This window comes from Streptomyces cylindrosporus (assembly GCF_022698165.1).
GTDB lineage: Bacteria > Actinomycetota > Actinomycetes > Streptomycetales > Streptomycetaceae > Streptomyces > Streptomyces cylindrosporus.
The window spans coordinates 710,018-728,298 of record NZ_JALDAY010000003.1; the positions used below are offsets into that span (position 1 = coordinate 710,018).

General features: G+C 71.3%; 21 protein-coding genes. 11 read left to right on the plus strand and 10 right to left on the minus strand.

Going from position 1 to position 18,281, the window contains the following annotated elements:
• Positions 1-19: 19 nt before the first annotated feature.
• The 3 genes from dapF to miaA form a co-directional block, all read right to left on the minus strand.
• The gene (dapF, locus tag MQP27_RS12485) at positions 20-886 is read right to left on the minus strand and encodes a diaminopimelate epimerase (protein WP_242764952.1); all 867 of its coding nucleotides are present in this window, start codon (positions 884-886) and stop codon (positions 20-22) included.
• Positions 887-953: 67 nt separating this feature from the next.
• A complete protein-coding gene (locus MQP27_RS12490) occupies positions 954-1,457 on the minus strand; it encodes a hypothetical protein (RefSeq protein WP_242765093.1) in 504 nt (167 codons plus the stop codon).
• A gap of 108 nt (positions 1,458-1,565) precedes the next feature.
• Complete coding sequence (gene miaA, locus MQP27_RS12495; protein ID WP_242764954.1) at positions 1,566-2,504, minus strand: tRNA (adenosine(37)-N6)-dimethylallyltransferase MiaA; 939 nt, start codon at positions 2,502-2,504, stop codon at positions 1,566-1,568.
• Between the two features lie 183 nt (positions 2,505-2,687).
• Here miaA and MQP27_RS12500 point away from each other — a divergent pair, with 183 nt between their 5' ends.
• On the plus strand, positions 2,688-2,972 hold the full coding sequence (locus MQP27_RS12500) for a hypothetical protein (RefSeq protein WP_242764956.1): 285 nt from the start codon (positions 2,688-2,690) through the stop codon (positions 2,970-2,972).
• 60 nt (positions 2,973-3,032) lie between these two features.
• Positions 3,033-3,302 (plus strand): antitoxin, encoded by a 270-nt coding sequence (locus MQP27_RS12505; RefSeq protein ID WP_242764958.1) that lies wholly within the window; start codon positions 3,033-3,035, stop codon positions 3,300-3,302.
• A gap of 162 nt (positions 3,303-3,464) precedes the next feature.
• Here the strand turns inward: MQP27_RS12505 and MQP27_RS12510 are convergent, their stop codons facing one another.
• Positions 3,465-4,178, minus strand: a complete 714-nt coding sequence (locus MQP27_RS12510) for a class III extradiol dioxygenase subunit B-like domain-containing protein (protein ID WP_242764960.1) — start codon at positions 4,176-4,178, stop codon at positions 3,465-3,467.
• On the opposite strand from MQP27_RS12510, the gene MQP27_RS12515 reads away from it, so the two are divergent.
• Complete coding sequence (locus MQP27_RS12515) at positions 4,177-4,341, plus strand: hypothetical protein (protein ID WP_242764963.1); 165 nt, start codon at positions 4,177-4,179, stop codon at positions 4,339-4,341. The genes MQP27_RS12510 and MQP27_RS12515 overlap by 2 nt on opposite strands.
• 87 nt (positions 4,342-4,428) lie before the next feature.
• On the opposite strand, the gene miaB is transcribed toward MQP27_RS12515, so the two are convergent.
• The 3 genes from miaB to MQP27_RS12530 are packed head-to-tail and all read right to left on the minus strand — an operon-like array spanning position 4,429 to position 7,707.
• Positions 4,429-5,955, minus strand: a complete 1,527-nt coding sequence (gene miaB / locus MQP27_RS12520; protein ID WP_242764965.1) for a tRNA (N6-isopentenyl adenosine(37)-C2)-methylthiotransferase MiaB — start codon at positions 5,953-5,955, stop codon at positions 4,429-4,431.
• 55 nt (positions 5,956-6,010) lie between these two features.
• Positions 6,011-6,655, minus strand: coding sequence for a response regulator (locus MQP27_RS12525; RefSeq protein WP_242764967.1), 645 nt, complete (start codon positions 6,653-6,655; stop codon positions 6,011-6,013).
• Positions 6,652-7,707: a sensor histidine kinase gene (locus MQP27_RS12530; RefSeq protein WP_242764969.1), complete on the minus strand. Its 1,056-nt coding sequence runs from the start codon at positions 7,705-7,707 to the stop codon at positions 6,652-6,654. The genes MQP27_RS12525 and MQP27_RS12530 overlap by 4 nt, the downstream gene beginning before the upstream one ends.
• A gap of 81 nt (positions 7,708-7,788) precedes the next feature.
• On the opposite strand from MQP27_RS12530, the gene MQP27_RS12535 reads away from it, so the two are divergent.
• The 3 genes from MQP27_RS12535 to MQP27_RS12545 all read left to right on the plus strand — a co-directional run bounded on the left by MQP27_RS12535 (position 7,789) and on the right by MQP27_RS12545 (position 11,020).
• Positions 7,789-8,274, plus strand: coding sequence for a cation:proton antiporter regulatory subunit (locus MQP27_RS12535; RefSeq protein ID WP_242764971.1), 486 nt, complete (start codon positions 7,789-7,791; stop codon positions 8,272-8,274).
• A 4-nt stretch (positions 8,275-8,278) separates the two neighbouring features.
• A complete protein-coding gene (locus tag MQP27_RS12540) occupies positions 8,279-9,493 on the plus strand; it encodes a cation:proton antiporter (RefSeq protein ID WP_242764973.1) in 1,215 nt (404 codons plus the stop codon).
• Between the two features lie 174 nt (positions 9,494-9,667).
• Entirely contained in the window at positions 9,668-11,020 is a 1,353-nt protein-coding gene (locus MQP27_RS12545) for a hypothetical protein (protein WP_242764975.1), read from the plus strand.
• Positions 11,021-11,023: 3 nt separating this feature from the next.
• Here the strand turns inward: MQP27_RS12545 and MQP27_RS12550 are convergent, their stop codons facing one another.
• Positions 11,024-11,428 (minus strand): pyrophosphohydrolase domain-containing protein, encoded by a 405-nt coding sequence (locus MQP27_RS12550; RefSeq protein ID WP_242764977.1) that lies wholly within the window; start codon positions 11,426-11,428, stop codon positions 11,024-11,026.
• A 95-nt stretch (positions 11,429-11,523) separates the two neighbouring features.
• On the opposite strand from MQP27_RS12550, the gene MQP27_RS12555 reads away from it, so the two are divergent.
• Positions 11,524-12,525: a TAXI family TRAP transporter solute-binding subunit gene (locus MQP27_RS12555; RefSeq protein WP_242764979.1), complete on the plus strand. Its 1,002-nt coding sequence runs from the start codon at positions 11,524-11,526 to the stop codon at positions 12,523-12,525.
• Positions 12,526-12,534: 9 nt separating this feature from the next.
• Here the strand turns inward: MQP27_RS12555 and MQP27_RS12560 are convergent, their stop codons facing one another.
• Together MQP27_RS12560 and MQP27_RS12565 are read right to left on the minus strand one after the other, a co-directional pair.
• The gene (locus MQP27_RS12560; protein ID WP_242764981.1) at positions 12,535-13,935 is read right to left on the minus strand and encodes a sensor histidine kinase; all 1,401 of its coding nucleotides are present in this window, start codon (positions 13,933-13,935) and stop codon (positions 12,535-12,537) included.
• 9 nt (positions 13,936-13,944) lie between these two features.
• Complete coding sequence (locus MQP27_RS12565) at positions 13,945-14,631, minus strand: response regulator transcription factor (RefSeq protein ID WP_242764983.1); 687 nt, start codon at positions 14,629-14,631, stop codon at positions 13,945-13,947.
• A 287-nt stretch (positions 14,632-14,918) separates the two neighbouring features.
• Between MQP27_RS12565 and MQP27_RS12570 the strand changes: the two genes are divergently transcribed.
• The 4 genes from MQP27_RS12570 to MQP27_RS12585 all read left to right on the plus strand — a co-directional run bounded on the left by MQP27_RS12570 (position 14,919) and on the right by MQP27_RS12585 (position 18,240).
• Positions 14,919-15,698, plus strand: a complete 780-nt coding sequence (locus tag MQP27_RS12570) for an amino acid ABC transporter ATP-binding protein (protein ID WP_242764985.1) — start codon at positions 14,919-14,921, stop codon at positions 15,696-15,698.
• A 62-nt stretch (positions 15,699-15,760) separates the two neighbouring features.
• On the plus strand, positions 15,761-16,603 hold the full coding sequence (locus tag MQP27_RS12575; protein ID WP_242764987.1) for a glutamate ABC transporter substrate-binding protein: 843 nt from the start codon (positions 15,761-15,763) through the stop codon (positions 16,601-16,603).
• 75 nt (positions 16,604-16,678) lie between these two features.
• The gene (locus tag MQP27_RS12580; RefSeq protein ID WP_242764989.1) at positions 16,679-17,344 is read left to right on the plus strand and encodes an amino acid ABC transporter permease; all 666 of its coding nucleotides are present in this window, start codon (positions 16,679-16,681) and stop codon (positions 17,342-17,344) included.
• Positions 17,341-18,240, plus strand: a complete 900-nt coding sequence (locus MQP27_RS12585; protein WP_242764991.1) for an amino acid ABC transporter permease — start codon at positions 17,341-17,343, stop codon at positions 18,238-18,240. Before MQP27_RS12580 ends, MQP27_RS12585 begins: the two co-directional genes overlap by 4 nt.
• The last annotated feature ends 41 nt before the right edge of the window (positions 18,241-18,281 follow it).

An 18,281-nucleotide genomic window follows, 5' to 3' on the forward strand; every position in this document is an offset into this window, starting at 1 on the left:
TCCCCAGCCGCGACCCCGCTCAGCGGGCGACGCTTTCCAGCCACTCGGCGTCGATCTCACCCTCGGCGACGATCACCGCGGGGCCGGTCATCTCGATCTCGCCGTCGGGATCTTCGGTGATCAGCAGGGTGCCGCCGGGCAGGTCGACCGTGTACGTCACCGGCGTTCCGGTGGCGGCCGGGTCGAGGCCGTCGCGGCGGGCGGTGGCCACGGCGACCGCGCACGCGCCCGTGCCGCACGAGCGGGTCTCGCCGGCGCCGCGCTCGTACACACGCAGGGCGACGTGCCGGGGGCCGCGGTCGACCACGAACTCGACGTTCACGCCGTCCGGGTAGGCGGAGGCGGGGCTGAAGGGCGGGGCCGCGTACAGGTCGCCCGCGTGCGCCAGGTCGTCCACGAAGGCGACGGCGTGCGGGTTGCCCATGTTCACGTTCAGCGCGGGCCAGCTGCGCTCGCCGACGCTCACCGTGACGTCGCCTTCGGGCAGCCGTGCCGTGCCCATGCCGACGGTGACGTCGCCCTCCTTGGCGATGTGCACGGTCTTCACGCCCCCGCGCGTGGCCACGGCGAGGTCGCCCTCGGTGGCGTGACCGGCGCGCTGGAGGTAGCGCGCGAACACGCGCACGCCGTTGCCGCACATCTCCGCGATCGAGCCGTCGCCGTTGCGGTAGTCCATGAACCACTCCGCCTCGGGCGCCATGTGCGCGGCCTCCGGGTGGGCGGCCGACTTCACGACGTGGAGCAGGCCGTCACCGCCGATGCCCGCCCGGCGGTCGCACAGGGCGGCGACGGCGGCCGGGGACAGGTCGATGGCGTTCTCGGGGTCCGGGACGATGACGAAGTCGTTCTCGGTCCCGTGGCCCTTGAGGAAGGCGATGCGGGTCATTCCTCGATGGTAGATGACCGACCCCGCGCCCCTGAGAGGCAAGAGCGGCTGACAGGCAGGAACGGCCTCAGCGCAGCCTGGCCACGCGCCACACCGCCAGCACGACCACCGCGGCCACTACGACGACGTACGCCAGGACGACCCGCCAGTCCGGCCTGCACCCGGAACCCCTCTGGGGCAGCCCGGGCCACGTGTAACCCACCCGGCGCGCGGCCATCATTCCCCAGCCCGCCGCGCAGGAGCAGATCAGGAGGCCCAGCATGGCGATGACCGCGCCGCTGTCGCCGAAGTCGAAGGCGAGCGGGAAGGCGAACATCAGGGAGCCGACCGCGGCCAGGGCGACGATGGGGGCGAGCTGCCAGATGCGCAGTCGGCGCTGCGGGCGCAGCTCGACCTCGACCTCGGGCCCGCTCGCGAACATCTCCTCAGGCTCGGGACCGTCCTCGGTCACCCCGCCCTGCGTGTCGTCGGGCCCGTCGGGGCTCAGACGGTCGTCGTCCTGCTCCGATTCACCGCTCTCGGCAGTGAGGGGCTCGGTGCCTTGTGCGGTGTCGCGAGGGCCGGCCTCCATCGCCACGCGCCCTCCCAACTAGGACTCCACTTGGTCGATCGAAGCACGATGATGGCACGGCGCCGGAGGGCCGGATGACGGCCTGAGCGTCCCGATGCCATGACGTGATCAGGCTGTAACCGGTCGTTCCACCAACGCCAGCGCGAGGTGCGGAAGTTCTGTGAGATCCGCCGCAGCCCCACTCAGCCAGTGCACCCGGGGATCGCGCCTGAACCATGAATCCTGGCGGCGCGCGAAGCGCTTGGTGGCGCGTACGGTCTCGGCGCGCGCCTCTTCGAGCGTGCACTCGCCGGAGAGCGCCGCGAGCACCTGCTGGTAGCCCAGCGCACGCGAGGCCGTGACCCCCTCGCGCAGGCCCCGCGCCTCCAGCGCGCGCACCTCGTCCACGAGCCCCGCGTCCCACATCCGGTCGACCCGGCGCGCGATGCGCTCGTCGAGCTCGGGGCGGGCCACGTCGACGCCGATCTGGACGGTGTCGTAGACCGAGTCGTGGCCGGGGAGGTTGGCGGTGAAGGGCTTGCCGGTGATCTCGATCACTTCGAGGGCCCGGACGATACGGCGGCCGTTGCTGGGCAGGATCGCGGTCGCGGCCTCGGGGTCCGCGGCGGCCAGGCGGGCGTGCAGGGCGCCGGAGCCGCGCAGCGTGAGTTCCTCCTCCAGGCGGGCCCTGACCTCGGGGTCCGTGCCGGGGAACTCCAGGTTGTCGACGGCCCCGCGGACGTAGAGCCCGGAGCCGCCGACCAGGACCGGCCAGCGGCCCTCGGCCAGCAGGGCGTCGATGCGCTCCCGGGCGAGCCGCTGGTACTCGGCGACGGACGCCGTGACCGTGACGTCCCAGATGTCCAGGAGGTGGTGCGGGACGCCGCCGCGCTCCTCGGGCGTCAGCTTGGCGGTGCCGATGTCCATCCCTCGGTAGAGCTGCATGGAGTCGGCGTTGACGACCTCGCCGCCCAGCCGCTGGGCGAGGAAGACGCCCAGATCGGACTTTCCGGCCGCGGTCGGTCCGACGACGGCGATGACTCGGGGGGCGGGGGGTGCGCTGCTCACCGCACCAGTCTCGCAAACCCCGGAGCCTCTCCTCGAACGAGTTACGTGACGGGGCGTGAGCGGGGTCGTTGCCCGTTGCGAGGTTCGCGCCGCCGGTTTTCGGGAGGCGGCGACCCGGTCGACGCAAATGGGCGCACCGGACGACGCGGGATTTCGCCCGCACGAGTAACGTATGGAGTGGATATGGGCGTTTTGGCACGACTTCTCCGGAGGTCGAAGGCTACGGAGGAGGCGTCAACCGCCGAGGAGCGGGCCGGCACACCGACGGCCGAGCCCGTGGCGGAGGAGGCGGCAGAGGCGAAGGGGTCGGCCGCGGCCGAGGGCAGCACCGCCGAGGAGCGGACCGAGGCCGAGACGGCGGCGGACGAGGCCGCCGGGACCGTGTCCGGCGACGGCGTCGAGATCCCCAAGCAGCAGTCCGCCGAGGAGGCGGCCGACAGCGAGGCCGGCGAGGGCGCCCGCACATGACCGCGCCGTGCGCGGGTACCCCCGGGAGCTGAGCGGGCCCGGGCTACAGGAAGGTGGACCATGGGTCTCCTGAACAATTTGAAGGCCAAGCTCTCCCCGGCCAAGGACAAGGTCTCCGGCCTCGCGCAGCAGCACGGGGACAAGATCTCGCACGGTCTGGACAGGGCCGCGAAGGTCGTGGACGAGAAGACCAAGGGCAAGTACAGCGACAAGATCCAGACCGGGACCGGCAAGGCCAAGGGAGCCATGGACCGGCTCGCGCACAAGAGCGGCACGGACACGGGCGGCGGCACGGTGCCGCCGGACACTCCGACGCCGCCGGCTTCCTGAGCGGCAACGGCACGGCACATCGACGGACGGCCGCGGAGCACCGCCTCCCGGCCGTCCGCCGTTTTTTCCGCTTTTCCGCGCCCGCGCGGGCGCGAGTGGTTCTCCGGGCGGTACGAAGGGGTCGTGTCTCCGGGCGGTACGAGGGGGTCGTGCGCGTCGGCCCTACGACCAGGTCGCGACCACGTACCCGACCCCGTACGGCGCGTCCTCGTACAGCAGCGCGCCGGCCAGGTCCGCGCCCTCCGCCGCGCCCGCGAGGACCTGCCAGGGGGCCCGGCCCGAGGCCTTCAGCTGGTACGCCAGCTCGGTGTCCAGCGCCTTGAGGGCCGCCACGTCCGCCGTCCCCAGCGCACGCGCGACCTCCGCGTCGAAGGGTGCCGCGCGCTCGTCGAGGTAGCCGGGGGCCTTGAGCGTGCGGCAGGCGCTGGCGTCGCCCATCACCAGCAGCGCCACCCGCTCGGCCCGGGCGGCGATTTCCCTTCCGACTTCAATACACCGCTCGGCGGCGAGAGGTTCCCCCACGCCGAGTCCCTCGATCGGGGCGTCGGACCAGCCGGTGCGCTCCAGCAGCCACGCGGCGACGGCGAGGGACGGCGGAAGCTCGCGCCCGGACGCCGGGCCCTCCCCCGGGCCCAGCCGTACGTCCAGGTCCACGCCGAAGCCGCGGAAGGAGCCCCGCGTGCCCTGCGGATGCGTGCCGCGGCCGCTCTGCTCGGCGGGGCCGAGCACCACGAGCAGGTCGGGGCGGGCGGCGGCAAGCACGCCGAGCGCGTCCGTACAGGCGGCATGCGCGGCGTCCAGCTCGCGCGCGGCGCCCGCGGCGACCGCGGGCACGAGCAGGGGTGGGCAGGGGCAGACGGCGGCGGCGACAAGCATGATCGGCAGCCTACTTCCCGGCGTGCCCGCGTTGAGGCCCGTCTGGTTCCACGCCCACGGCCAGGGCTCCGGACGGGTGCTCCAGGCCGGTCCGGCGAGGCGGTGGATCACCCGGTACGTGGTCGTCGCGCCCTCGATGCGCGCGTCGTACGCGTCCCCGTAGAGGCGGGCGCGGGCCCCGTCGAGGGCGCCCAGGGCGTTCAGTGTGCGGGGCGCCCCGGGAGTTCAGTGTGCGGGGCGCCCCGGGCGCTCAGTGCGCCGCGCAGCCTCCCGTCGCCGCCGGCAGCGGCTCCGGTACGCCGATCTTCGGCAGGCCCAGCATGACGCCCGCCGGCTTCGCGGCCTCCGCCGCGTTGCGCTTCTCCCAGGCGTCGCCCGCGCGCGTGCGGCGCACGTCGAGGGCCGGACCCTCCGCGAGGAGGTGGTGCGGGGCAGCGTAGGTGATCTCGACCGTGACGACGTCGCCGGGGCGGACCTCCTCGTCGGGCTTGGTGAAGTGGACCAGGCGGTTGTCGGGGGCGCGGCCGGAGAGGCGGTGGGTGGCGCCGTCCTTGCGGCCCTCGCCCTCGGCGACCATCAGCTCCAGGGTGCGGCCGACCTGCTTCTTGTTCTCCTCCCAGGAGATCTCCTCCTGAAGGGCGACAAGACGCTCGTAACGCGCCTGGACGACCTCCTTGGGGATCTGGTTCTCCATGGTGGCGGCCGGGGTTCCGGGGCGCTTGGAGTACTGGAAGGTGAAGGCCTGGGCGAAGCGGGCCTCGCGGACCACGTGCAGGGTCTGCTCGAAGTCCTCCTCGGTCTCGCCGGGGAAGCCCACGATGATGTCGGTGGTGATCGCGGCGTGCGGGATGGCGGCGCGGACCTTCTCGATGATCCCGAGGTAGCGCTCCTGCCGGTACGAGCGGCGCATCGCCTTCAGGACCGTGTCCGAACCGGACTGCAGGGGCATGTGCAGCTGCGGCATCACGTTCGGCGTCTCCGCCATCGCCGCGATCACGTCGTCCGTGAAGTCGCGCGGGTGCGGGGAGGTGAAGCGGACGCGCTCCAGGCCCTCGATCGTGCCGCAGGCCCGCAGCAGCTTGCTGAAGGCCTCGCGGTCGCCGATGTCGGAGCCGTACGCGTTGACGTTCTGCCCGAGCAGGGTGATCTCGGAGACGCCCTCGGCGACCAGGGCCTCGATCTCGGCCAGGATGTCGCCGGTGCGGCGGTCCTTCTCCTTGCCGCGCAGGGCCGGGACGATGCAGAACGTGCAGGTGTTGTTGCAGCCGACGGAGATCGACACCCACGCGGCGTACGCGCTCTCGCGGCGGGTCGGCAGGGTGGACGGGAACGCCTCCAGCGACTCGGCGATCTCGACCTGCGCCTCCTCCTGCACGCGCGCGCGTTCCAGCAGCACCGGGAGCTTGCCGATGTTGTGCGTGCCGAAGACGACGTCCACCCAGGGCGCCTTCTTCACGATGGTGTCGCGGTCCTTCTGCGCGAGGCAGCCGCCGACCGCGATCTGCATGCCCGGCCGCGAGGCCTTGCGGGGCGCGAGGCGGCCGAGGTTGCCGTACAGCCGGTTGTCGGCGTTCTCCCGCACCGCGCAGGTGTTGAAGACCACGACGTCGGCGTCGCCGTCGGAGCCCTCGGGGGCGCGCACGTAACCGGCGTCCTCCAGCAGTCCGGACAATCGCTCGGAGTCGTGGACGTTCATCTGGCACCCGTAAGTGCGCACTTCGTAGGTCTTGGGTGACTGAACGTCCACTGCCGGGCTCCGGTCGCTGCTGCTGGTCATGCGTCAAGGGTAGGCGGTCCCACCGACACCCCCTCCCCCGCGGCCGCCAGGGGTCTCAGGGTTCGATCAGACCGGCACGGATCGCGTAGCGGGTGAGCTCCAGGCGGTCGCGCATGCCGAGCTTGTGGAGCAGGTTGGCGCGGTGGCGCTCGACCGTCTTCGCGCTGATGAAGAGCAGGTCGGCGATCTCCTTGGAGGTGTGGCCCTCGGCCACCAGCTTGAGGATCTCCTCCTCGCGCTCGGTGACCGCCCGGGCCGGCAGGTCGTCGCCCCGGCGCAGCCGCTCCAGATACGAGCGCACCAGGGCGCGCTCGGCGCCCGGATACACGAAGGGCTCGTCGCGCATCGCCGCCCGGCACGCCTCCACCAGGTCGCGGTCGGCGACCGACTTGAGGACATAACCGCTGGCCCCGGCCTTCAGGGCCTCGAAGAAGTACTGCTCGTTGTCGTACATGGTCAGCACCAGCGTGCGCAGGCCGGGCAGCCGCCGGGAAAGTTCGCGGGCCGCTTGGAGGCCGGTCTGGCGGGGCATGGCGATGTCCAGGACGGCGAGATCGACTTCACGCGCGCGTGCCAGCTCGACCGCCTCCGCGCCGTCCCCGGCCTCGGCGACGACCGTGAGGTCCGGTTCGCCGTCCAGGATGAGGCGGACCCCGCGGCGTACGAGCGCGTGGTCGTCGGCGAGAAGGATGCGGATCACTGCCGTGCCCCCGCGGCTAGCGGTACGCGCAGGCGTACGTCCGTGCCGTCCTCGGGGCCCGGCAGCAGCGAGAGCTCGGCTCCGACCAGCAGGGCCCGTTCGCGCATCCCCCGTATCCCGGCGCCCTCCGGGGCCGTACCGAGGCCCCTGCCGTTGTCCCTGACGAGGAGTTCGACGCCGCCGGCGACCCGGGCGAGGCTGATCTCCGCGCGGTCTGCGCCCGCGTGGCGGGCCGTGTTGGTGAGGCCCTCCTGGGCGACGCGGTAGACCACCAGTTCCGACTCCTCGGTCAGCGGGGGCAGATCGCCCGGGACGTGGTGCCGTACCGTCAGCCCGCGCGTGGTGAACTCGGCCGCCAGCGAACGCACCGCGCTGGCCAGGCCGAGCTCCTCCAGTACGCCGGGGCGCAGCCGGCGCGCGATGCGGCGGATCTCGTCGAGACCGGCCCGGGTGGCCTCCTGGGCCTGGGTGACCTCTTCGCGCAGCTCGTCGGGGGCGCGGTCGGCGACGCGCTTGAGCTGGAGCAGGACCGCGGTCAGGGTCTGGCCGACCTCGTCGTGCAACTCCCGCGCGATGCGGCGCCGTTCACGCTCCTGCGCGGACAGCGCCCGGGCCGCTCCGGCAGTGCGTTCGCTTTCCAAACGGTCGAGCATCGTGTTGTACGTCGTGATCAGCTCGGCCGCCTCCGCGGGGCCGGCGACGACCGCGCGGGCGCCGGGGCGCAGCAGGTCGGCCGTGGTCATGGCGCTGCCTAGGCGGCGCAGCGGGGCGAGTCCGACGCGCAGCACGACCGCGTTGCCGGCCAGGAGCGCGGCGAGGCCCGCGACGACGACCAGGGCCTCGGCGGGCAGCACGGGCGTGGAGACGGTGACCGGGCCGAGCAGCAGGGCGGCGGCCAGCACCAGGCCGAAGGCGTTGAGGGAGAAGATCCGCCAGAACAGCGACACGGTTCTCCTCCCCATCCTCTTCTCCTTCGCGGCCTGGGCTTTCGCCACCGCTTCGGTCACCCTCTCCGTCCGCTCCCGGCCGCGTATATCCGTGCTGTCACCCATGTCGCCACCGTACGGGCGGATGGCAGCATGCGTTGCGGCCGAGGGTGATCACGGCCCACCAACGGAACAAAGGGGAGAAACGTGTCTGCGCCACGTCTGAGGGCGACACCGCTGCCGGGCATCGGAGTCCAGTACGACCTGGTGACCCGGGACGGGCGCCAGCTGTCCGTGGTGGCGCACCGGGACGGCGCCCGCACGGTGAACGTGTACCGCGCCGACGACCCCGACTCCTGCGCCCAGTCGCTGCGGCTGACCGGCTCCGAGGCGGGCGCGCTGATCGACGCGCTGAAGCCGTCCCACCACAGCGCGAGCCTGCTCTACGCCTCCGACCTGGGACTGGTCGCCGAGCGGATCGAGGTGGCCGCCGCCTCGCGCTTCAACGGCCGGGTGCTCGGCGAGACCCGGATGCGCACCGAGACCGGCGCCTCCGTGGTGGCGGTGCTGCGCCGGGCGGAGGCGATTCCGTCCCCGGCGCCCGACTTCCGGCTGGCGGGCGGCGACATCCTGATCGTCGTCGGCACGCGCGAGGGCGTCGACGCCGCCGCGGCGATACTCGGGCGGGAGTGAATTCGTGCACTCCGCGGTCCTGTTGATCGAGTTCGGTTCCATCCTCCTCGGCCTCGGCCTGCTCGGCCGGTTCGCCGGGCGCTTCCGGCTGTCGCCGATCCCGCTCTATCTGCTCGCCGGGCTGGCCTTCGGCGAGGGCGGGCTGCTGCCGCTCGGGGCGAGCGAGGAGTTCGTCTCCATCGGTGCCGAGATCGGCGTCATCCTGCTGCTGCTGATGCTCGGCCTGGAGTACACCGCAGGGGACCTGGTCACCAACCTCAAGGCGCACTACCCCTCCGGACTGGTCGACTGCGCGCTCAACGCCCTGCCGGGCGCCTTGGCGGCGCTGCTGCTGGGCTGGGGTCCGGTGGCGGCCGTGGTGCTGGCGGGCGTCACCTGGATCTCGTCGTCCGGCGTCATCGCGAAGGTCCTCGGCGACCTGGGCCGGGTCGGCAACCGGGAGACGCCGGTGATCCTCAGCGTGCTGGTCCTGGAGGACCTGGCGATGGCGGTGTACCTGCCGATCGTGACCGCGCTGGTGGCCGGGGCCGGGCTGCTGGCGGGGAGCGTGACGCTGGCGGTGGCGCTGGGCGCGGCCGGACTGGTCCTGTTCGTGGCCGTCCGCTACGGGCGCGTCATCTCGCGGTTCGTCTCCAACGACGACCCGGAGAAGCTGCTGCTCGTCGTGCTGGGCCTGACGATCCTGGTCGCGGGCGTCGCGCAGCAGCTCCAGGTGTCGGCCGCGGTCGGCGCGTTCCTGGTCGGCATCGCGCTGTCCGGCGAGGTCGCGGAGGGCGCGCACACCCTGTTGAGCCCGCTGCGCGATCTCTTCGCCGCGGTGTTCTTCGTCTTCTTCGGGCTGCACACCGACCCGGCGAGCATCCCGCCGGTACTGCTGCCCGCCCTCGCGCTGGCGGTGGTCACGGCCGTCACGAAGATCGCCACGGGCTACTGGGCGGCGCGCCGGGCCGGCATCTCCGTGAAGGGCCGCTGGCGCGCGGGCGGGGCGCTGGTGGCGCGCGGCGAGTTCTCGATCGTCATCGCGGGACTGGCGGTGAGCGCCGGCATCGAACCGTCGCTCGGGCCGCTGGCCACGGCGTACGTCCTCATCCTGGTCGTCCTCGGCCCGCTCACGGCGCGCTACACGGAGCCGCTGGCCCGCTGGTTCGCGGAGCGGCGCGAGCCACGGGCGAGTACGTCACCGGAGGCGGCGAAGGCGGGGGCGCCGGTCGGGGACTGACACTGAGAGTGGCTCAGGTCACATCGAGATGTGGGCGGACTATGAAGTTCCGGTGGGTGAGTACTGGCATGCTCATGCACAGTTACCCGCCGGTAGGACTCGCGGGTACTTCCCTGTCACCCCCCACCCTCAGGACCGACCTTGCGCAGACGCAAGCGGCTTTCGCATGCCCTCATGCCTGCTCTGGCCATCGCCGCACTCTTCCTCGCCGCGGGCTGCTCGTCCCCTCCGCCGCAGGCCACCGACCACACCACCGGCCGAGCGAGCGCCAAGGCCCGCGACGCCGACACGAGCACCACCCCGGACAGCTCACGGGCCGTCGCGGCCGCCCCAGCCGGAGCAGCCACGGCCGCCGCCCACCCGGGAAGCGGTGCCGGCGCCCGGGCGGCCCACAGCACGACGCTCAGCGTCCGCTCGTACGACAGCAAGACCCGACGCGCCGTCATCTCCCCCAAGAAGGCGCCGAGTTCGTCGCCCTCCCCCGGCGCCGACCCCACCCCGGACCCCGCCGCCGTCGGTGACGTGATCGCCAGTGCCCCGGCGCCCGGCGCCCCGCACGGCCTGCTGGCCAGGGTCACCGAGGTGCTCGGCGAGACCCGCGAGGGCACGGAGGTGCAGACCGAGCCCGCCGCCCTCGACTCCGTGCTCGGCGACAGCACGGCGAAGGGCGCCGTGCCGGTCGACCCCGCCGCCTTCGACGTCGACAAGCTGCTGCCGGACGTGAGCGTCTCCTGGTCGAAGACCGGTGACGTCCATGTGGGCCCGGAGGGGGCCGCTGTGCCGCTCGGCAGTCTGCGGCTGGACGTCAAGGCCGAGGTGCCGACCACGGCCGGCACGCCCGTGTCGGCCAAGGCCTCCGTATCCGGTTATGTGCAGGTCGCCCCGCAGGTCGACTTCAGGTACGGCGGTGAGGGCGCCGGAGCCTCGCCCGCCTCCGCCTACCTGGGCGTCTCCGGCGACTGGACCTCGGGCTGGTCCCTGAAGGGCCGCGCCGCCGCCTCCACCGGCACCCCGGTCCGCATCCCGTTCGCCAAACTGCACGCCGACCCCGTGCTGCAGGTCGGCCCGGTGCCCGTCGTCGTCAACCTCGACCTGACCTGCTACTTCCAGATCAGCGGCGACGGGAGCGTCACGGTCGACGTCGCGCAGGACGTCAAGGGCGGCTTCAAGGCGGGCGGCACCTTCGGCCCGGCCCAGGGCTGGACGCCGGTGAGCTCGTCGGACATGACGAGCACCCCGGTCCGTACGTCCCTGACGACCGCCGGGAACGTCAAGGCGGCCCTCGGCGCGGAGGCCTCCGTCGGTCTGTACGGCGCGGTGGGCGTCGTCGCCGACCTCGCCCCGTACATCCGCGGCGAGGCCTCGGCCGGCTTCCCGGCCGCCACCGCGACCTGGGCGGTCTACGGCGGCGTCGACCTCACCGGCACGCTCCGCCTCCAGCTGTCGGTCTTCGGCACTCCGGTGTTGCGACGGGACGTCCCGCTGGGCGCGTTGCACCGCGAGTGGAAGCTGGCGGGCAGGCCGTAGGGCTCATGCGCCGCCGGGGACCCAGCCCTGGCGGCGCAGCACCCCCGACACGTCCGGCGCCTCGTAGTGCTCCCCCTTGAGCACCTTGCCGTCCTCGCGGCGGGCGACGGTGCCGTCGGGGCCCAGCTTGGTCATGTTCGAGCGGTGGATCTCCGCGATGACGGCGTCGAGGTCTATGCCGTGGACCAGGGCCGTGCCGTACGCCACGTAGACCACGTCGGCCAGTTCGTGCGCGAGCCGGTCGAGCGGGCCGGTGACGGAGACCTCGGCGACCTCCGCGGCCTCCTCGGCGAGCAGCTCACCGCGGTGGGCGGCCAGCCGGGGCGAGACCTCGGTGGGGGTGGTGCGGGCGTCGAGCCCGAAGGCAAGGTGGAACTGACGGACCAGGTCGGCGGGCGATGAGCTCATACGGCGACTGTATCGATCACCACTGACAGTCCCGTCCCCGTTCCTGTGACGCCTGCCCTGGTCAGCACCGCGTCCCGGCTGGCAGGATCGCCCGCATGTCCAGTGTGTTCGCCCGGATCGGCAGGCGCCGGGCCCTGCAGGGCGCGGCCGCCGGTCTCGTCGTTCTCGGGCTGCTCGTGTGGTGGCTGCTGCCGCTGGGCGAGGCTCCGCCGAGCGGGACGATCCGCTTCAGCACGGGGACGAAGGCCGGGGTGTACCAGGACTACGGCGAGCGGCTGCGCAAGGCGTTCCGCAAGGACATGCCCGACCTGTCGGTCAAGCTGCTGACCAGCGACGGTTCGCAGGAGAACGTCAAGCGCCTGGCGACCGACGGGACCGACTTCACGATCGCCGCCGCGGACGCGGTGGAGACGTACGAGCTCGCCGCGAACCATCCGGGCGCCGACCGGCTGCGCGGTGTCGCGCGACTCTACGACGACTACCTGCAGCTGATCGTCCCGCGCGACTCGGACATCAAGTCGGTCGCGGACCTGCGGGGCAAGCGGGTGGCGATAGGGCCGGTGCGCTCCGGTGTGCGGCTGATGGCCGAGCGGGTGCTGAAGGCAGCCGGAATCGACGCGCAGAAGGACATCACTCCCAGGGCCGACGGCATCGACGTCGGGCCTGGACATCTCAAAGAGGGCAAGATCGACGCCTTCTTCTGGTCGGGCGGGCTGCCGACGGAGGGCATCCAGAACCTCGCGGACTCCTTCACCTTCCGGTTCGTGCCGATCGGCGCCGATCTCGTCGCCAAGCTGCACGCCCAGGGCGGGGCAACCCGCTACTACCGGGCGACCAACATGCCGGAGTCGGCCTACCCCAGCATCCAGAACGGCGTCGCCGTGCCCACCATCGCGGTGGCCAACCTCCTGATGACCCGCACGGACATCGACCCCCGGCTCACCGAGTGGGTGACCCGTGCCGTGATCAAGAGCCGCGACGAGATCGGCGCCCACGTCCACTCCGCCCAGCTCGTCGACCTGCGCACCGCGATCTACACCGACCCGCTGGCCCTGCACGAGGGCGCTCGGCGCTACTACCGCTCCGTCAAGCCGTAGGAGACGGCGCTACGGCGCCGGCGACCTCGGCACCGACACCGTCACCGTCAGCCCGTGCGGCTCGTGATGACCGTACGAGATGGAACCGCCGCCCGCGGCGAGCAGGGTGCGGGTGATGGACAGGCCCAGGCCGGAGCCCTTGATGTTCTGGTGGCGGCCGCTGCGCCAGAAACGGTCGCCGACGCGGGCGAGTTCCTCGTCGGTGAGGCCGGGGCCGTTGTCGCTCACCACGACCGTCGAGGTGGCGCCGTCGGCCGCCACCGTGACCCGCACGCACTCGTCCTTCGGCGTGAACTTGACCGCGTTGTCGATCACCGCGTCCAGGGCGCTGGAGAGGGTGACCGGGTCGGCCCAGGCGGTGGTCGGCGGGCAGTCGCCCAGCAGCCGTACGCCCTTGGCCTCGGCGGTCGGCGTCCAGGCGGCCACGCGCTCGGCGGTCAGCGCGCCGATGTCGGTGATCCTGAGGTCGGCCTCGGTGTGCTCGGCCAGGGCCAGGTCGAGCAGGTCGTCCAGGACCTCGGCGAGGCGCTTGCCCTCGGTGCGGACCGATGCGATCTCCTCATTGTCCTCCGGCAGTTCGAGCGCGAGCAGTTCGATGCGCAGCAGCAGCGCCGACAGGGGGTTGCGCAGCTGGTGCGAGGCGTCGGCGACGAAGGCGCGCTGCTGCTCCAGCACGTCCTCGACGTTGTCCGCCATCTCGTTGAACGCCCGGGCCAGCCGTCTGAGTTCCGGCGGCCCGCCCGCGGCCGCGACCCGGGACTTCAGCCGCCCGCTGGCGATGGCGTGCGTGGTCGCGTCGAGGACCCGTACGGGCCTGAGCACCCAGCCGGTGAGCCGGAGCGCGGCGCCGACGGCGAGCAGCATCGCGGCGATCTCGCCGAGGCCGACGATCAGCCAGCCGTGCAGGATCCGTGAACGCATGGGCCCGGTGGGCGAGTCGGTGACGACGACGGCGACGACGTCGCCGTCCCGGATCACCGGCGAGGCGACGACGAGGCGGTTGCGCTGCCAGGGCCACACCTGCTTGGGGTCGTGGCTGCGGCGGCTGAGCTTCGCCTCGTCGAACGCCTCGCGCACCTCGCCCGAGCTCGGCAGGAAGAAGGTCGACGGCGCCTTGGCCATGGGGATGTCGGTACGGCAGAACACTCCCGCGCGGATGCCGTAGACGCCGTAGTAGCTGGTGAGTTCGCTGCTGAGGGTCTCCAGGCGTTCGTCGGTGGAGGTGCGCGTGGAGCTGCAGGCGTCGGTGACGAACTGGGCGAGGGCCGCGAAGCGCGCCGTGTCGTCGATCCGGTCGACGACGACCTTCTGCTGCTGGGCCGCCGCGACGCTCACGGCGAGGGGGATGCCGAGGGCGAGCAGCACGGCCGCCATCAGGACGATCAGCAGCGGGAGGAGTCGGGTACGCACCCGTGCACGCTACGAGGCGGGGGCGACGAGCCGGTAGCCGACGCCGCGTACGGTCTCGATCAGGGCCGGCATGCGCAGCTTGGCGCGCAGGGACGCGACGTGCACCTCCAGGGTGCGTCCGGTCCCTTCCCAGCTGGTGCGCCACACCTCGCTGATGATCTGCTCACGCCGGAAGACGACCCCGGGTCGCTGCGCGAGCAGGGCGAGCAGATCGAACTCCTTGCGGGTCAGTTGGATTACCGAACCGTCCACGGTGACCTGCCGGGTGGGCAGTTCGATGAGCACGGGGCCGAGCCGCAGCGAGCTGTCCTCGCCGTGCGCGGCGTCCTCGTGGACGGTGCGCCGGCTGACGGCGTGGATCCGGGCGAGCAGTTCCCCGGTGTCGTACGGCTTCACCACGTAGTCGTCGGCGCCGAGGTTGAGGCCGTGGATGCGGGAGCGGACGTCGGAGCGCGCGGTGACCATGATCACCGGGGTGCTGGTGCGCTTGCGGATCTTGCCGCAGACCTCGTAGCCGTCCTGGTCGGGCAGGCCCAGGTCGAGCAGGACGACACCGAAGCCGTCGCCCTCGGGGACGAGCGCCTGGAGTGCCTCCTCGCCGCTGCGCGCGTGCGTGACGTCGAAGCCGTGACGTGCCAGAACCGCCGAGAGAGCGGCGGCGACATGGTTGTCGTCCTCGACGAGCAGCAGTCTCATCCGGGCTCCCTTCGGTTCATCGGCCGTACGATCGGCGTCGGTGGAAACGCGTCCACGCGCGCGTGTGCATCATGGCAGTCACGCTGATGGACGAGGACGCAGTCAAGCGGGTTCCGGCCGCGCGTCGCTACCGTTATGCGGCCGATACGCGGCCCGCTCGCAAGTGCTACGACACGTGTCCGATTGCTATCGGATCGTGATGCTCAGATCTCCCTCAGATGTAATGACGCTGGTCGCGGGCGCTCACTACTGTCCTCCGAAACCGAGGAGGACGGAGCCCGATAGCGATGACCGAAGTATCGGTGGCCAAGGAAGACGCGGTACCCGAGGCCGGAGAACTGGTCGTCCTGAAGAGCGTCAACAAGCACTTCGGCGCGTTGCACGTACTCCAGGACATCGACCTGACGATCGCGCGCGGCGAGGTCGTCGTGGTCATCGGGCCCTCCGGGTCCGGCAAGTCCACCCTGTGCCGCACCATCAACCGCCTGGAGACCGTCGACTCCGGCACGATCGCGATCGACGGCAGGCCGCTGCCCCAGGAGGGCAAGGAGCTGGCGCGGCTGCGGGCGGACGTCGGGATGGTCTTCCAGTCCTTCAACCTCTTCGCGCACAAGACCGTGCTCGAGAACGTGATGCTGGGGCAGATCAAGGTCCGCAAGGCCGACAGGAAGCAGGCCGAGGAGAAGGCGCGTGCCCTGCTCGACCGGGTCGGCGTGGCCACGCAGGCCGACAAGTACCCAGCACAGCTCTCCGGCGGCCAGCAGCAGCGCGTCGCCATCGCGCGCGCCCTGGCCATGGATCCCAAGGTCATGCTCTTCGACGAGCCGACGTCGGCCCTCGACCCGGAGATGATCAACGAGGTCCTGGAGGTCATGCAGCAGCTCGCCCGGGACGGCATGACCATGATCGTCGTCACTCATGAGATGGGCTTCGCACGATCGGCTGCGAACCGCGTGGTGTTCATGGCGGACGGCCGGATCGTCGAAGAGGCCGCGCCGGACCAGTTCTTCAGCAACCCGCGCAGCGACCGTGCCAAGGACTTCCTGTCGAAGATCCTGCACCACTGACGATCCGCCCAGCCCCCACCACCGACGGCCCTCGTCTCTTCACCAGCCAAAGGATGTCCAACATGAAGCTCCGCAAGGTCACCGCCGCCTCGGCCGCCGTGCTCGCCCTCGCCGTGGCCGCCACGGCGTGCGGGTCCAGCGACAACGACAAGGACAGCGGTTCCTCCTCCGGCGGCGGCAAGAAGATCACCGTCGGCATCAAGTTCGACCAGCCCGGCATCGGCCAGAAGACGCCGAACGGCTACTCCGGCTTCGACGTCGACGTCGCCACCTATGTCGCCAAGAAGCTCGGCTACAGCGCGGACCAGATCGAGTGGAAGGAGTCGAAGAGCGCCGACCGCGAGACCATGCTGCAGCGCGGTGACGTCGACTTCATCGCCGCCTCGTACTCGATCACCCCGGAGCGCCAGCAGAAGGTCGACTTCGCCGGCCCGTACCTGCTGGCCCACCAGGACGTGCTGATCCGCGCGAACGACAACTCCATCAAGTCGCCGTCGGACCTCAACAGCAAGAAGCTGTGCTCGGTGACCGGTTCGACCTCGGCGCAGAACGTCAAGGACAAGCTGGCGCCCAAGGCCCAGCTGCAGCAGTACCCGACGTACTCGGCGTGTCTGACCGGTGTGCAGAACGGCGCCATCGACGCGCTCACCACGGACGACTCGATCCTCGCCGGCTACGCCTCGCAGACCCAGTACAAGGGCAAGTTCAAGCTCGGCGGCTTCAAGATGACCAACGAGAACTACGGCATCGGCGTCAAGAAGGGCAGCGACCTCAAGGCGAAGATCAACACCGCCCTGGAGGCGATGGTCTCGGACGGTTCGTGGCAGAAGGCCGTGGACAAGAACTTCGGTCCGGCCGGCTACAAGAACGAGCCCGCGCCGAAGATCGGCGACATCAAGAGCTGAGGCAACGCCTGACCGGTGCGCCGCCTCCCGGGCGGCGCACCGGGGGCATCCCTACACGCGGAAGCGCGGGAGATCGTGTTCGACTTTCTTGAAGGTTACGACGTACTGGGGGCCTTCTGGACGACGGTGCAGCTGACGCTGCTCGCCGCCGTCGGCTCCCTGGTCTGGGGCACGCTGCTGGCCGCCATGCGGGTCGGCCCGGTGCCACTGATGCGCGGTTTCGGAACCGTCTACGTGAACATCGTGCGGAACATTCCGCTCACCGTGATCATCCTGTTCACGTCACTGGGCCTCAACAACACCCTGGGCATCAGCCTCGGCTCGTCGGTCATCGACACGATCAACTTCCGGCTCGCCGTGCTCGGCCTGGTCGCCTACACCTCGGCGTTCGTGTGCGAGGCGCTGCGCTCGGGCATCAACACGGTGCCGGTCGGACAGGCGGAGGCGGCGCGCGCGATCGGCCTCAGCTTCTCCCAGGTACTGCGCCTCGTGGTCCTGCCACAGGCGTTCCGTTCGTCCGTCGGCCCGCTGACGAACGTACTGATCGCCCTCACCAAGAACACCACGGTGGCCGCCGCCATCGGTGTCGCCGAGGCGGCGACCCTCATGAAGACGATGGTCGAGAACGAGGCCCAGCTCATCCCCATCTCCGCGGTCTTCGCCCTGGGCTTCGTGATCCTGACGCTGCCGACCGGCCTGATCCTCGGCTGGGTGGGCAAGAAGGTGGCGGTGAAGCGATGAGTTCCCTTCTCTACGACGCCCAGGGGCCCCGCGCCAAGCGGCGCAACGTCCTCTTCACGGCCGTCTTCGTGGCCGCCCTCGCGGCGCTGGTGTGGTGGGTGTACACCAGCCTCGACGACAAGGGCCAGCTGGAGTGGAGCCTCTGGAAGCCGTTCTTCACCGGCACCGAGGCCTGGTCCACGTACATCTGGCCGGGTCTGCAGAACACGCTGAAGGCCGCGGCGCTGGCCATGGTCATCGCGCTGCCGCTCGGCGCGGTCCTCGGCATCGCGCGGCTCTCCGACCACGTCTGGATCCGGGTCCCGGCCTCGGTCGTCGTCGAGTTCTTCCGGGCCATCCCCGTGCTGGTCCTGATGATCTTCGGTGTCGCCCTGTACGCGAAGTACACGAACATCAGCTCGGACGACCGCCCGCTGTACGCCGTCGTCACCGGCCTCGTGCTCTACAACGCGGCCGTCCTCGCGGAGATCGTCCGGGCCGGCATCCTGGCCCTGCCGAAGGGTCAGGCCGAGGCCGCGGTGGCGATCGGTCTGCGCAAGAACCAGGTCATGCGGCTCGTCCTGCTGCCGCAGTCGGTCACCGCGATGCTCCCGGCCATCGTCAGCCAGCTCGTCGTGATCGTGAAGGACACCGCCCTGGGCGGCGCGGTCCTCACCTTCCCCGAGCTGCTCTCGTCGGCGAACACGATGATCGGCTACTACGGCAACACCATCGCCAGCTTCACGGTGGTCGCCGTGATCTTCATCGCCGTCAACTTCTCGCTCACCAGCTTCGCGAGCTGGCTGGAGGGCCGGCTGCGCCGCGGCAAGAAGTCGACCGGCGCGGTGCTGGGCGCCGACGCGGTCGCCGAACTGGCCGCTCCGGGCGACCACGAGGACCTGCAGAAGGCGAACTGACGGCAGATCAGAAAAGACGACCGGCCCCCGGAGGCAGTGGC

Coding starts and splice junctions, on each gene's coding strand:
- dapF (WP_242764952.1), bottom strand. CDS start 886: ATGACCCGCATCGCCTTCCTCAAGGGCCACGGGACCGAGAACGACTTC.
- MQP27_RS12490 (WP_242765093.1), bottom strand. CDS start 1,457: ATGGAGGCCGGCCCTCGCGACACCGCACAAGGCACCGAGCCCCTCACT.
- MQP27_RS12500 (WP_242764956.1), top strand. CDS start 2,688: ATGGGCGTTTTGGCACGACTTCTCCGGAGGTCGAAGGCTACGGAGGAG.
- MQP27_RS12505 (WP_242764958.1), top strand. CDS start 3,033: ATGGGTCTCCTGAACAATTTGAAGGCCAAGCTCTCCCCGGCCAAGGAC.
- MQP27_RS12515 (WP_242764963.1), top strand. CDS start 4,177: ATGATCGGCAGCCTACTTCCCGGCGTGCCCGCGTTGAGGCCCGTCTGG.
- MQP27_RS12510 (WP_242764960.1), bottom strand. CDS start 4,178: ATGCTTGTCGCCGCCGCCGTCTGCCCCTGCCCACCCCTGCTCGTGCCC.
- miaB (WP_242764965.1), bottom strand. CDS start 5,955: ATGACCAGCAGCAGCGACCGGAGCCCGGCAGTGGACGTTCAGTCACCC.
- MQP27_RS12530 (WP_242764969.1), bottom strand. CDS start 7,707: ATGGGTGACAGCACGGATATACGCGGCCGGGAGCGGACGGAGAGGGTG.
- MQP27_RS12545 (WP_242764975.1), top strand. CDS start 9,668: ATGCCTGCTCTGGCCATCGCCGCACTCTTCCTCGCCGCGGGCTGCTCG.
- MQP27_RS12550 (WP_242764977.1), bottom strand. CDS start 11,428: ATGAGCTCATCGCCCGCCGACCTGGTCCGTCAGTTCCACCTTGCCTTC.
- MQP27_RS12555 (WP_242764979.1), top strand. CDS start 11,524: ATGTCCAGTGTGTTCGCCCGGATCGGCAGGCGCCGGGCCCTGCAGGGC.
- MQP27_RS12565 (WP_242764983.1), bottom strand. CDS start 14,631: ATGAGACTGCTGCTCGTCGAGGACGACAACCATGTCGCCGCCGCTCTC.
- MQP27_RS12570 (WP_242764985.1), top strand. CDS start 14,919: ATGACCGAAGTATCGGTGGCCAAGGAAGACGCGGTACCCGAGGCCGGA.
- MQP27_RS12575 (WP_242764987.1), top strand. CDS start 15,761: ATGAAGCTCCGCAAGGTCACCGCCGCCTCGGCCGCCGTGCTCGCCCTC.
- MQP27_RS12585 (WP_242764991.1), top strand. CDS start 17,341: ATGAGTTCCCTTCTCTACGACGCCCAGGGGCCCCGCGCCAAGCGGCGC.